Consider the following 14,728-nt stretch of genomic DNA (forward strand, 5'->3'; position numbering starts at 1 on the left):
ATTATACCAGAAAAAATTAAGGCGTGATTGCTTCAGTTTCATTATCTGATATAATCAGCATATGAATGAAGAGACCTCACAAACGCATGGCCCATCTTTAACGGTTCCCATGGCTATAGTTATAGCGGCGCTAATAATAGGCGGTGCCATTTTTTTCTCGCGAGGCAGTGAAAACAGCTCTTTAGCAGCGGTTGAGAAAGCCCAAAACGGCGATTTCAAAAACTTGGAAATAAATCTTTTGCCTATTGGCGAAGAAGACCATATTAGAGGCAATCCGAACGCCGAAATTATCCTAATAGAATACTCCGACCTTGAATGTCCGTTTTGCAAAAATTTTCACTTCACGATGAAAGAAGTGATGGAGCAGTATGGAAAAGACGGTTCTGTGGCCTGGGCTTATCGGCACTTTCCTCTGACCCAAATACACCCTAAGGCGGTAGACGAAGCGGAAGCGACCGAATGCGCGGCATCACTTGGAGGAAATAATGTTTTTTGGAATTATCTTGACAAGGTTTTTGAAACAACCCCGTCAAACAACGGATTGGATTTAAATATTCTGCCTAAACTGGCTGAAGATGTCGGTTTAAACCGCGCCGCCTTTACAGCTTGCCTTCAGAGCGGACAATTTGCCGATAAAATACAGAGCGATTACGCGGGAGGCATAGACGCGGGCGTCACCGGTACCCCGAATAGTTTTTTGTCGCTTAAAAATCCGGCTTCCGAAAAAACAGAAGAAGGTTTGAAGGAGATAAACAACCGTCTTCTAAAAAATCTGCCCGCCGGCTCTCCCGATCCGCTGTTTCTAAGCGCCGATAAAAAGACCGTTTCCATAGGCGGGGCCTTTCCCAAAGACATTCTTTCGGAAATTTTTGACTTGATTCTAAACAACCAATAAGCCGGTTTCGGTTTTGTCATATTACTCACGCTGCCATTCCGATTGCTTACTTTTGGGTTTGCAGAGGTCGAGGGGAGCGATATTCAAAGAGTGATTGATCAAAGGGTCGAAGCCTATGTGGGGTATTAAACAGCTTAATGCGCAATTGCCATGAGGATGAGGAGGTGTTTATTGTGGATCCAGCGGGAACTCAAGCGGCCGGCTTTTGAGTGGTTTCCTTTTTGGTGGGGCATGGTTATATTGATTGCCTCGTTAGGGATGCTGGTCTTTGACTTTTTGAATTGAATTGGGCTTACAAGTTAACAATCGGAATGGCAGCGTGAGTAATATGACAAACTTACACATTGCCTCCTCCGCCGACCATTTTTGCTTTGGCCAACCTGCACCACTGACAATCTGACTTTTCGCAATTGCCTTTTATAAACTCTCCGCTCCAGACGCTTTCAACAAGCGTTTGTATTTCCTCCTCTAAACGCACAAGGTCGCTCTCCAAAACGACTAAAGTAACGGCTTTGCAGTTTCCTTTTTTGTCGGGCTTTATGAAATAAAGAGAAAACGACTGCTCAAGTTCTTTAAATTTGGGATTGTCTTTAAGAAGCCGTCTGTAAAATACAAGCTGACGGAAGTAATCTCCGTTGTCGTTTTTTGTCTCGCCTTTTATGGCCGGTTCAGACATGGCCAATTTGGACTTGTAGTCAAAAACCGAAAGAGAGCGCTCTCCCACAAAAACGGCGTCCAGCTTGCCGTGGAGCTTCACCGGCAACTGGCCCTCTTCGGGGACGGCAAAATCAGCCGTTTGCTCGTACCAGTTCTCGGCATAAACTTTATCTTCGGTTTTAAAATGCGACACAAGAGAAGACGCGATTTTGGGAATTTCTTCTCCAAGCTCTTTTAGAACCGCTTCTTTTTCAAATCTCGGTAAGAAAGATTTATTTTCAAGATAATTACGCGACTCTTTTTCCAGCGTCTTTTCAACACTCTCAATGTCTGTCCTTGGGGAATTCCAAACTGCCGATATGGCTTCGTGGAGAGATGTTCCCTTTTCAGCCGATGCAGAAGGCGGTTCTGGCACTTTCAAAATGCTTTTATACAAAAACTTTCTCGGACATTCCAAAAAGTGATTAAGAGCCGTTACCGACAGCCCCGAATTGCAAATGACATGTTTTCCGTACTCTATGATTTTCTCTTCCCACGCGTCATTTTCCAGTCCTGTTTTTTTCGGAAAAAGCACGGCTTCTTCCTTGCTACCGGTTATATAAAGGTTTTCAACGTTATCCGGATTCAACTCTGAAATAAAACGCAGGGGCAGTGTCCCGTCTCCGGCCGAGTCCTTTTCACTAAAAAGAATTTCAGCGTGTTTTCTGCTTCTGGTCAATCCGACATAAAACAACCGTCTCTCGTCTTTCACTTCGTCCACCGCGTCTTCAGTTTTAGGCAAAAGAAAATACTGACGCTTATTTTTTTTAAACCACGCCTTTTCCGTGGCATAAGGCAAAAAAACATAGTCAAACTCCAAACCCTTGCTACCATGAGCGGTCATGACTTTGACAGACGCTTCCGTTTTACCCGTCCACACTTTTACGTTTCTCTTTTGCTTTGATTCCCTGTAAGCGGAAAACTTTTCCGCCAAGGCGCGAACGCTTTGACCGCCATCTTCTTTTTGAACTTTCTCGGCAAAAGATATTATTCCGCGCCAAATCTCCACGCCTTCCGGCGTATCGGCAAACATTTTTTCCATACCGCTTTGTCTTGCCAAAAAGTACAAAAAAGCAACAGGGTCGGCGGAAGCCGCCTTTTGACTTATATCTTGAAGCTTGGCAGTTATGTCAGAAACTGAAACAACTGCCGATTTCAGTCCCCTGATAAGACGAATCCTATCTTCAAAAGAGACGTTCCATGCTCCGCCGGAAAGAGACCGCGCCAAAGCTTCCGTTTTTGAACTGTCCGCGGCAAATTCAAGACAGTCAAGAAAAAGAGAGCCCAAGGGAGAACTGAAAATGTCTATGTTTCTTTCAGCCGAAAAAGGCACGTCCGACATGTTGAACAATCTGATGATTTTGTCCAAGTCATTGTTTGTTCTGGTGATTATCGCCACCTCGCTTCCCTTGTCTTCTTTCAGAATTTTTTTTGTTTCGGAAATCAAATAATTCTCCATTTCTTTTTCGGACTCGGCGGTTTTGACCGAAATCGGCTTTTCCTTAATTCCGGAAGATGCCTTGAGTTTTATTCTAAGATTTTCATGCTGACCCTCTTCGTAGTTGTTTTCTATCATTGAAAAAACGGCATCCAATATGTGGCGGTGAGACCGGTAGTTGTCCGCAAGACGGATTATTTTCATCCCCGGCCAGACGTCTTGAAACTTTAGGAAATTCTCAACCGACGCTCCCTGAAAACGGAAAATCGCCTGTTTCTCGTCCCCAACAATAAATACGTTCGGGTTGTCAAAAAAATCAGCCACTGACTTTATAATTCCGTTCTGTGAGTCGTTGGTGTCTTGATGTTCATCAACCAAAATATAAAGAGACCTCTCCTGAATAATCCTCAGAAGGTTTTCATTGGCTCTGAAAGACCGAATAAGCTCCAAAATTATGTCGTCATAATCGTATTTGTTTTGTTCTTTTTTCCGCCTCTCATACTCTTCAAACACGTCGGCAAAGATGAGTGTTTTATGGCATTTTTCTATTTTATTTTGAGCTTCGGCTTTAAGCGACCCTTTTGTCTTGCCTCTGGTTGAATACGAAGAATCGTCAGATTTTATCTCTTTTACTTTTTCATTGGCAAAAGCCCTAACATCGTCAGGACTTACGAACTCCCTTTTACACCCGCTTATGGAAGAAATTGTCGGCGCGATATATTGTTCCGGCCTACCGGACGGACGTAAAGCGGAGTACTCATGATTTTCCAGGATTTTAGATATAAGACCTTCTATCTCTATTTCGTTTAGCTGTGACGCGCCACTTATAAACGGAAACTCTTCAGGAAATTCGCGCATTACGGAAAGAGCGAAACCGTGGAAGGTGTGAATCTTAACAAAATCCGCCGCGCCGCCAATGACTTGGCGAAGTTTCTTTTTCATGGCGACAACGCCCGCCTCGGTGAAAGTCAAAGCCAGAATACCGTCAGGTGGCGTATCTGTTTGACGCAAAATATTGGCTATACGCAAAGTCAAAATAGTTGTCTTTCCGGTACCGGGGCCCGCAACAACCATAACCGGCCCTTCAATAGAATCCACCGCTTCTTTCTGGGAAGGATTTAGCCGAGCGTATTTTTCCTTAAACCTATTTTCCATATCGCTTTTAAGATGTGAAATCATAAGGAAATTCTAACATAAATATAGATATTATAGGCCTTTAGGGGTCAAAAGAGAAAACGGCTAATACTCGTGAGTATTAGCCGTTTATCCACTTTTGCGCGTCTAAGATACGGAAACATGGAGCTCTTTAATAACTCTGTAGCCGCTTGGCCTTTTCGTGATGCCTTATTTTCTCGTGCGCTTTTGCTTCAATCTGGCGTATTCTTTCTCTGGTAACGGCGAATTTCTGTCCCACTTCTTCAAGAGTGTGAGTCACTCCGTCCAAAAGTCCGTGTCTCATTTCCAAAATCCGCCTTTCTTTCTCGGACAAATCGTCCAATATCTCTTTTACTTGGTCTGACAAAATCCTGCGCGCCGATTCATGATCGGGAGATAAAATCTTATCGTCTGAAAGAAAGTCGCCAAGAACCGATTTGCCGTCATCGTCGTCGTTTACCGGACTTTCAAGAGAAACCGTGTCTTGGTCTATTTTTTCTATGTTATAAATTTTCTCAACATCAACGCCCATTTCCGTGGCTATTTCTTCCGGCAAAGGATCGCGTCCCAAGTCCTGCGAAAGCCGACGCACCACTTGTTTGTACTTGGCAATCGTTTCCACCATATGCACCGGAACTCGGATTGTGCGCGACTGATCAGCCAGAGCTCTGGTAATGGCCTGTCGTATCCACCAAGTGGCGTATGTTGAGAATTTGTAGCCCTTTGTCCAGTCAAATTTGTCCACCGCCTTGAAAAGACCGAGGTTCCCCTCTTGTATGAGATCCAAAAGAGTGAGATCGGGCGAGCGACCGACGTATTTTTTTGCAATAGACACGACAAGCCGCAAATTGGCTCGGGCCAGAAGATTTTTGGCCTCCTCGTCTCCGGCCTGAATTCTTTTAGCCAGTTCTTTTTCTTGGGCCGCGTGTATGAGAGGATATTGTCCTATTTCTTTAAGGTACATCTGAATGGAATCGTATCCACCGTCGCGACTGCCGTAAACATTTTTCTTTGCCACAAGCTCTTCCTCTCCCAAGTCCAAAATGCCACCCCCCTCCAGAATATCCACGCCGGCGGCATGGAACTTGGCATACAGGTCGTCAAGGAACATTATGTCTTCTTCAACTGTCGGAAATTCTTTGATTATCTCATCATATGTGACAAAACCGCGCTCTTTGCCTTTCATAAGAAGACGGTCGGCTTTGTTCGCCTGACTTCTTTCTTTACTGGTTTTTTTGGGCGCTTTCTGGGGACGGCCTTTGCCGGACTTTAACCCGAGTTTATTTTTTATCTCCCTTCTCAGACGCGTGTTTCTGGTTTTTTTGCGCGTTTTAGCGGAAATTTTCGCCTTTTTTATCTTTTTATTCTTTTTTTTCATAAAAAATGTTGAAAGCAAAATCAGCGGTTTACCAAAATTAAACTCTTATAATACCACAATTCTAAAAAATATAAAAGGGGTTATCCCGCCCCTAAAGGGACATGGGCTTTATTAGCCGGCGCTTAATTTTTTTCTTAAATTCTCTCTTCTGGTCGTTAATCTCATATGCTCCTCTAACAATGTCGTTCTTTTTTCATTGTCTTTATGTCTTTCCGTCCTGAAAATACCGTCCATCAGAGAAGAGACCTTTTCCCCCAAATACTCCATTTCAAGCTCGTCTAAAAGTTTTTCCACGTCTCCCAAAGAAAGTCCGCCGTCTTTTTCGCACATGACTTTGGCCTCAAAAACAAGTTCTTCATCTCCAATCTTTGCCACTTCTTTAAGACGCTCTCTGCCATCGTCGGTTATAATCTCTTCAATGCGTTTTTCTATCTCTGAAATTTCCACGCTTGGATTTTTATCCGAACTTTGCCACTTCAATATTCCGACAATTCTTTTCTCTAAACTACTGACGCGGCTTGCCGGCTTTTCTTTCTCTCGGCTCACCCCTCCGGACTCTTTTCCTTGGCCGACATCTTCGTCTTTGATGCCTTGCATTTCCTTAAAAAGCGTCTCTTCCCTGATTCCAGTTTTGTAGGCAACCGACCGAAGAAAAGAGTCCCGGTCCATACTGCTCGGTACTTTCAAAATAAAGGGCAAAACATCTGATTTTATTTTTTTGACAAGTTCCCGATCGTCTGTTTTCTCCGACACCGCGATATCAGTGTAAAAATCAATGGCATGACTGCTTCTGCCAATAAGGTCTTTCCATTTCAAAGGGTCTTTGCGAATAACATCGGCCGGATCTTCGCCTTTGGGAAGCGGAGCTATCTTTACGTTCATGCCTGCCGCCAAGGCCATTTTTACAGCCCTACTCCCGGCTCGCAGTCCCGCGCTGTCCGCGTCGTAAGCCATCTTTAAGTTGTCAGAAAATCTCTTTATGACTGCCAAATGTTCTTCGGTCATAGAGGTGCCTGACGTGGCAACAGTGTTGGGAAAACCGGCCTCATGACACAAAACCAAATCCATTTGCCCCTCAACTAAAATGGCATGATCAAGTTTTCTTATGGCGGTTTTGGCCAAGTGAAGGCCGTAAAGCGCGACTGATTTTCTAAAAACAACCGTCTCCGGACTGTTTAGGTACTTAGGAGCCCCTTCTTTTTCAGGTCCGGGGAAAATCCTGCCGGAGAAAGCCACTATCCTGCCCGCGCTGTCCCAAAGCGGAAAAATTATCCGAGCCCTGAAAGTATCGTAGTAAACTTCCTGTCCGTTTTTTTCGGCTCTTTTTATAAGACCGGCCGAAAGCATTGTTTTGTCAGAGACGCCTCCGGACGCGAGATATTCCCGAAGAGATCGCCACTCGTCCTTTGCAAAACCGAGACGAAATGACTTTACGGTTTTATCTGAAAGTCCCCTGTCTTTAAGATACTTTTTCGCTTCGCCGTTTATATCAAGGTTCTTTTCAAAGAATGCCGTGGCTTTTTCCAATACCTCATAGACATTTTCTTTCTCGGACTTTGCTTCAGGGTTTGATTCCCTCGTCTCAATATCTACTCCGGCTCGCTCTGCCAAAATTTTCAACGCTCCTTTAAAATCCACGCCCTCAAAGTTTTCAACGAAAGTGAAAATATCTCCTTTCTGCCCGCAACCAAAACAGTAGAAACTTTGCCTTTCCCTTGAAACAAAAAAAGAGGGCGTTTTTTCATTGTGAAAAGGGCAACGTGCTTTTAAGTGAGAGCCGGCCTTGTCCAGTTTTATATAAGAGCCCACGACTTCTTCTATTGGCAGGCGTTCTTTTATTTGTTCAACCGAATCACTCATAATTTGTAAAGTTAAAAGCAACACCGACAAGCGCAGAAACCCTTGCGAGGGTGTTCTCCGGATTCGCGTGCTTCTCCCTTCTATTCTCTCTTGCCCCACTTGTAAGTGGTATCAACTTCTTATTCGGAGACGCTTTCGTAAGCGTATCTACTATGAATTATCGGCTGTCTGATCGGCTGTCAGTTTTACTATTTTTTCCTTCGGCCCGCCCTTGAATCCCGTTCCCGCCGGTATAAGACGACCGATTATTACGTTTTCCATAAGTCCTTGCAAATTATCCACATGACCGCGTATCGCGGAGTTTATAAGAACGCGCGTGGTGTGTTGGAAAGAAGCGGCAGACAAGAAACTTTTTCTTGAAAGAGAAACTTCCGAAATTCCCATTACCAAATTAACCGCCTTTGCCTCCTCAAGTCCTTTTTCGGCAACACGGGCGTTTTCCGCCTCAAGAACCGCAAAATCAACCACATCACCCACGGAAAGCGAAGTTCCTCCTACGGAGACGACTTTGCGTCTGCCGAACATCTGACGGACTATGACTTCAATGTGTTTTCTGGAAACGGTCTCTCCCTGCAATTCGTACGGCTTGGTAACCTCGTGAATTATGTAGTCCTGCGTTTTATCCTTGCCGGCGTATTTGAAAAGTTCATCTATGTCAACAGAGCCGTCAGTCAGTATTTGACCTTTTTTGACTTTCTCGCCGACTCTGACAAGAGGCATACGGTTATAGTTTACCACGTACTCTATGGACCCTTTCTTGTTGCGCTTGGCCTCGCTCAATTCCGGAATGACGGAAATCGTTTTTTCCTTGTCTTCCTCTTTTATTTCCGATATTACGCCATCAACATGGCAGACAACGGCCGGATTTTTTGGAGTTCTTTTTTCAAACAATTCTTCAACACGGGGCAAACCTTGGGTGATGTCGCCACCGATAGACGCCGTGCCTCCCGCGTGGAAAGTACGCATCGTAAGCTGTGTTCCCGGTTCCCCGATAGCTTGTCCGGCCACGGTTCCCACCGCCTCTCCAAGTCCGACAATGCGGTTATTTCCGAGATCCGCGCCGTAACAGAGAACGCAAACACCCTGCGTGGCTTTGCAAGAAAGAGGCGAACGGACTGAAACCTCCAAGACCCCTTCTTCCTGCAATTTAACCGAATCGCTCTTTGACAAAAGATGCCCTTTTGTGAAAATAACCCGTCCTTCGGCAGTCACAACATCTTCGGAAAGTATTCTGCCACGGATGTTTTTTACCATATTGTTGTCAACGCCGGAAATTTCTGATTTCTTTATTTTGACAAAATCTCGGGCTTTGCAGTCGTGGTCCGTTATTATGACATCTTGAGCCACGACGAAAAGTTTTCTGGTCAAGTATCCGGCCTTGGCGGTGTTTAGAGCGGTATCGGTCAGACCTTTTCTTGAACCGTGGGTAGTGATGAAATATTCAATCGGGGTAAGTCCCTCTTTCATGGAAGACAGTATTGGAAATTCAATGGTCTCGCCGGCCGTATTTTGAATAAGACCCTTCATTCCGGCCATCTGGGTTATCTGTGAAAAAGAACCTCTGGCGCCCGAGTACACCATATCGTATACGGAAGATTTGGAGGAAAGAGTGGCAGGCATGAGTTTTTCCACTTCGTTTTTGGCGCCGTGCCATATTTCAATATTCTTCCTGTATCTCTCGTCTGACGACAGAAGTCCATCGTTGTACTGGCCTTCCACTTCGGCGCTTTTATCTTTAGCCCTTTTTATAACCTCTCCTTTTTCTTCCGGAATGCGCACGTCGTCAATGCCCCAGGTGATGCCCGAATAAGTGGCGAATTTAAATCCAAACGCCTTTATTCTGTCCATTATGTTCGGGATTTTCTCTATACCGTAAATACCGATAAGCTCGTCAACCATGTGGGTCATTTTCTTTCTTTCAATTTCGTAATTTTGGTACGGATAATCGTCGGGCAAAACTCCGTTGAAAAGAATTCGCCCCACGGATGTCTCAAAAATTTTGTCGCCGAATTCTTTGTATTTGGGACGGTCGCTGCCCAAGACCTTTATGTTTGCCCTGAAGTCCACTTCGCCAAAATCAAAAGCGGTTACGGCATGGTTGGGTGAAGCAAAAATCTTGCCCTCGCCCTTGCTACCCGGCATTATTTTTGTCATCCAGTAGCACCCGAGCACGATGTCAAGCATCTTTCCTGAAATTATAGGATCTCCCGAGCCCGGCTTCAAAATGTTTTTGTCCGAAGCCATTATGTTTTTGGCTTCCAGTTGGGCCTCTTCGGACAGCGGAACGTGAACAGCCATTTGGTCTCCGTCAAAGTCGGCGTTAAAGGCGGTGCAGACAAGAGGGTGCACTTGTATGGCGCTTCCTTCAATCAGTATCGGTTTGAATGCTTGAATACCGAGGCGGTGTAAAGTGGGCGCGCGGTTTAGAAGAACGTATTTGTCTTTTATGACCTCCTCCAAAATAGCCCAGACCTCCGGAGCGTCTTCGTCTATAAGTTTACCGGCGCCTCTGATATTGAAAGCCAATTCCCTTTTCAAAAGTCCGGAAATGACAAAAGGTCTAAAAAGTTCAAGGGCCATGTGTTTGGGAAGGCCGCATTCGTTGAGCTTAAGGTCCGGACCGACGACGATAACCGAACGTCCGGAATAGTCAACGCGTTTGCCCAGAAGATTTTGCCTGAAGAGTCCCCTTTTGCCCTTCAAGTTGTCTGACAGAGATTTCAGGGTGCGAGTTCGCGACTGGGAAAGGGCGCTTTGCGAAGAAGCCCCGTGCCTTATGGAGTTGTCAATCAAAGAGTCAACGGCTTCCTGCAAAATTCTTTTTTCATTTCTCAAGATGACATCGGGGGCGTTTATATCTTTGAGTTTTTTAAGACGGTTGTTTCTGTTTATAACACGGCGATAAAGATCGTTCACGTCTGAAGTGGCGTATCGTCCGCCATCGAGGGGCACCATAGGACGAAGAGCCGGCGGAATAACGGGGATAGTGGAAAAGAACATCCATTCCGGCCTTATGCCTGACTTTATCATGGAACGGACAAGAGAGAGTCGTTTGTTCAGTTTGTCTTTTTCAAGCGAGCTGGCTTTTTCAAAAGCATTTTTCATTTCCTCTTCCAACTTGTTCAAATCCAAAGCTCGGCAGATTTCGTAAATCGCCTCGGCGCCTATTCCGGCTTCAAATAGAGCTCCGTACTTCAGAGAATAATTATGATACTGGATTTCATCCAAAACAACGCCGGGGTAAATATTTTCAATTTCGTGTTTGGCTGAAAGAAGTTTTTCTTTCAAGGCCTCTTTTGACCTTTCGTCAGCCATGGACTTTAATTTTGTTTTGTATTCCGCGGCTATTTCTTTCAAGACCCTGTCTTTTTCTTCCGGAATGACTTTAGTAACGATATATCCGGCAAAGTATATGACTTTTTCCAAATCGGGCGTTGACATACCGAGAATAAGCCCGAGACGCGAAGGCATACTGCGCAAAAACCATATATGGGCGACGGGCGTAGCCAAATCTATATGTCCCATTCTTTCTCTGCGCACTATTGAACGAGTGAGTTCAACTCCGCACTTTTCGCAAACAATTCCCTTGTAGCGAACGCCTCGGTATTTACCGCAGTAACATTCCCAATCCCTGTCAGGCCCGAAAATTTTCTCGTCAAACAAACCGTTCTTTTCGCTTCTTTGAGTTCGGTAATTTATGGTTTCCGGTTTTGTGACTTCCCCGTACGACCAGCTTTTTATTCTGTCAGGTGAAGCGATTTTGAGAAGTATTGATTTGAAATTGTTGATATTTGTGATTGTTTTCATATAAGTAGTGAACACGCGAAGTGTTTATGGACGACGGCTGATTTTCCCGCGTCAGACGCGGTCTGTCGTATCTTGCTGTCAATTATTCGTTTTCCTCTTCTGTCATTCTTCTCGACCTTTTGAACGCCGGTCGCTCCGGCAACAAACCGTCACCTTGCAGTTCCACATCCAATCCCAAGCCCCGCAAGTTGTTTAGCATCACGTTAAATGAAGCCGGTACGTTTGATTCGCCAATTCTTTCTCCTTTTACAATGGAATCAAAAGCCGCCGCCCTGCCCTGTATGTCGTCCGATTTTATGGTTAGCATTTCACGCAAAGTATAAGCCGCCCCATGTCCCAAAAGAGCCCAGACCTCCATTTCTCCAAAACGCTGTCCTCCGCCCTGCGCCTTTCCTCCAAGTGGCTGTTGAGTGATAAGAGAGTAAGGTCCGATGGAACGCATGTGTATCTTGTCTTCAACCATGTGGTGAAGCTTCATTATGTACATATATCCAACCGCCACTTCTTGGTCAAATGGAACGCCCGTTCTGCCGTCATACAAACGCATTTTTCCGTCTCGGCTAAAGCCGGCCTTTTCCAGTTCGTCTTTTATTTCTTTGTCAGAAGCTCCGGCAAAAGGAGGCACGACTGCTTGATAGTTTAGGGTGTGAGCGGCCAATCCCAAATGAAGCTCCAGTATCTGTCCCAAGTTCATACGGCTCGGCACGCCCAAAGGAGTCAATATAATGTCCACGGGAGTTCCGTCAGCCATATGTGGCATATCCTCTATCGGCAATATTTTGGAAATAACCCCTTTGTTTCCGTGGCGTCCCGCCAGTTTGTCTCCGACGGAAACAGCTCTAAGTTCTCCCACTTCTATGTGAATTCTTTTTATGATTCCCGACTCCAATTTGTCGCCTTTTTCGCGAGAGAAAATCTTCACTCCGATAATACGGCCTCTTTTGCCGTTTTCCATTCTTTTGGAAGTATCTTTTACGTCTCTGGCTTTTTCACCGAAAAGAGAACGTAAAAGTCGCTCTTCCGGAGTAAGCTGGGTTTCGCCTTTCGGAGTTATTTTCCCGACCAAAATATCACCGGGGCGCACTTCCGCTCCTATGCGGACGATGCCGTCTTCGTCCAAATTTTTGAGTTTTGCTTCGCCTACGTTGGGAATGTCATGTGTCGTAACTTCCGGGCCAAGTTTCGTGTCTCGGACGTTTATTGTAAACTCTTCTATGTGAATGCTCGTAAACTTGCTCTCCCTGACCAGCCGTTCTGACACAATAATCGCGTCTTCGTAGTTTGCGCCCGACCATGACATGAAAGCGACTAAAATATTCTGTCCGAGAGCCATTTGTCCACCCACGCTTGAAGAAGTATCGGCCAGAAGTTCTCCGCGTTTTACCTTTGCCCCCAAAGAGACAACGGGCCTCTGATGAAATGACGTAAAACCGTTCGTTCGGCTGAAAGTTACCAGAGGATAAGATTTTTCCTTACCTTTAACACTTTTAACTTTTATAAGTTTTGCGTCCACGTAAGTAACCGTTCCCTCCTCTTCAGAAAGAATGATTCGGCCGGAATCCTCCGCCGCCTTTCTTTCTATTCCGGTTGAGACCACGGGCGCTTCGGGGATTATGGAAGGAGTGGCCTGCTTTTGCATGTTTGAACCCATGAGCGCTCGGTTTGCGTCGTCATGGTTTAAAAACGGAATCATTGAAGTGGCGATTGAAAACGCCTGATTTGTAGACACGTCAATAAAATCCACTTCTTTTTTGTTTACGATGCCCGGCTTTCCGTTTATTCGCACTTCCACGTTCTCTTCAAGTATTTCTCCTTTTTCATTAAAATCTACGGCCGCGTGGGCGATTTTGTAGTTTTCTTCTTCCAGAGCGTTCAGATACAATATTTCTTTTGTTATAAGACCGTCTTTGACTTTGGCATAGGGCGTTTCTATCATGCCGAATCCGTTTACAGTGGCGTGAGTTGCAAGACGAAGTATAAGACCGATATTCGGTCCTTCCGGAGTGTGTATGGGGCAAAGACGGCCGTAATGCGACGGGTGAACGTCTCTTACTTCAAAACCGGCTCTTTCACGCGTCAATCCCCCCGGACCCAAAGCTGAAAGAGTGCGCAAATGTTCCATTTCCGCCAAAACGTTTTCTTGAGCCATAAACTGCGAAAGCTGGTTTGTGGTAAAAAACTCTTTTATGCGTGCCTGCAGGGGCTTGGGCGATATGAAATTTATGGGCAAAGTAACGTCGGTTTCCACGGTAGACATGCGGTCCTGAATATTTCTCCTTATCTGCGTCAAACCCACTCGGATTTTTTGCTGAAGCATCTCACCGACAAAACGCACTCGTCGGGAACCTAAATGGTCAATATCGTCTTCGGACGCTTCAGGCGTGTTGTTCAGTTTTATAACATGGGCAATAGTGGTCTTTATATCCGACAGAGAAATGGTTTTTCGGTTGACTTCTTTTTCGGTGAGAGGAAATCCGAAGCGTTTGTTAAATCTGAAACGACCGACTTTGTGAATGTCGTATCTTTCCTCGCTGAAAATTGAATTTAGAAATTCGCGAGCGTTCTCCACCGAGCCGATTTCGCCGTCCCGAAGACGCTTATGGATCTCAAGAAACGCTTCGTCCACACTCTCGGCCGGCTCCTTGGCAAAAGTGGCGTCAAGATGTTTCTTGGCAAATTCGTCGTCCTTGAATAAATCGTAAATGGCCTCTTTGCTTTTTGCCCCCAAAACATACAAAAGAGAAGTCAGCGGGAACTTGCGTTTCCTGTCTATGCGCACAAAAATGGCTCCGTCCGGTTCTGTTTCTATCTCTATCCATGCGCCACGGGAAGGAATTACTTTAGCTCCGAAGTATTTCCCGCCCCGAATTTCCTGGGCCGTGAAAAACACCCCGAAAGAACGAGCTAATTGAGGCACAACAACTCTTTCTATACCCGAGATTACGAAGGTCCCGTGACCGGTCATAATAGGAATGTCCGCGAGGAAAATTTCCTGCTCTTTGACACTGTCCATTATTTTGTTCTTGAGACGCACTACGGCCTTCAGAGATGCCTCGTACGAAAGCTTGTTTTGTTTGGCGTGATGCTCATCGTACTTTGGTTCAGAGATACTGAAGTCAACAAAGTTAAGCTCAAACTTCTTCTCTGAATAGTCCTTGATGGAAGAAAATTCGTCAAACACTTCTCTGACGCCTTTTGAAATAAGCCACTGGTAAGATTTTATTTGTGGCTCCACCAAATTAGGAAGCTCTGAAAGCGGCTTCTTGAACTTTCCGAAAAATTTCTGAATCGGCAACGATACACTGTCCACTCCTCCGTTTTTAGTTATAGACATATACTAAAGTTGTTATTTATAACCACTTTGAGTTACGAAACTCGCTTCCGATGGATTTCTTTTCAATTTCGAGCGAGGCGAAGCAAAAATTATGAGGCATATACAGAGTATCTGTTGAATAATTTTTGCGAAGCCGTAGCCGAAATTGAAAAGAAAGACGCGGAT

The 14,728-nt window shown here is 45.2% G+C and carries 6 protein-coding genes; 1 reads left to right on the top strand and 5 read right to left on the bottom strand.

What is annotated here, in order from left to right:
• Nucleotides 1–61: 61 nt before the first annotated feature.
• The gene (locus Q8P86_01330; protein MDP3996321.1) at nucleotides 62–895 is read left to right on the top strand and encodes a thioredoxin domain-containing protein; all 834 of its coding nucleotides are present in this window, start codon (nucleotides 62–64) and stop codon (nucleotides 893–895) included.
• A 337-nt stretch (nucleotides 896–1,232) separates the two neighbouring features.
• On the opposite strand, the gene Q8P86_01335 is transcribed toward Q8P86_01330, so the two are convergent.
• The 5 genes from Q8P86_01335 to Q8P86_01355 form a co-directional block, all read right to left on the bottom strand.
• Nucleotides 1,233–4,208: an ATP-dependent DNA helicase gene (locus Q8P86_01335; GenBank protein ID MDP3996322.1), complete on the bottom strand. Its 2,976-nt coding sequence runs from the start codon at nucleotides 4,206–4,208 to the stop codon at nucleotides 1,233–1,235.
• Between the two features lie 127 nt (nucleotides 4,209–4,335).
• A complete protein-coding gene (locus Q8P86_01340) occupies nucleotides 4,336–5,562 on the bottom strand; it encodes a sigma-70 family RNA polymerase sigma factor (protein ID MDP3996323.1) in 1,227 nt (408 codons plus the stop codon).
• A gap of 111 nt (nucleotides 5,563–5,673) precedes the next feature.
• A complete protein-coding gene (gene dnaG / locus Q8P86_01345) occupies nucleotides 5,674–7,422 on the bottom strand; it encodes a DNA primase (protein MDP3996324.1) in 1,749 nt (582 codons plus the stop codon).
• A 150-nt stretch (nucleotides 7,423–7,572) separates the two neighbouring features.
• Complete coding sequence (gene rpoC, locus Q8P86_01350) at nucleotides 7,573–11,220, bottom strand: DNA-directed RNA polymerase subunit beta' (GenBank protein MDP3996325.1); 3,648 nt, start codon at nucleotides 11,218–11,220, stop codon at nucleotides 7,573–7,575.
• A 91-nt stretch (nucleotides 11,221–11,311) separates the two neighbouring features.
• Nucleotides 11,312–14,563, bottom strand: coding sequence for a DNA-directed RNA polymerase subunit beta (locus tag Q8P86_01355; protein ID MDP3996326.1), 3,252 nt, complete (start codon nucleotides 14,561–14,563; stop codon nucleotides 11,312–11,314).
• Between the last annotated feature and the right edge of the window lie 165 nt (nucleotides 14,564–14,728).

The organism is bacterium (assembly GCA_030699905.1).
GTDB lineage: Bacteria > Patescibacteriota > Minisyncoccia > Phycocordibacterales.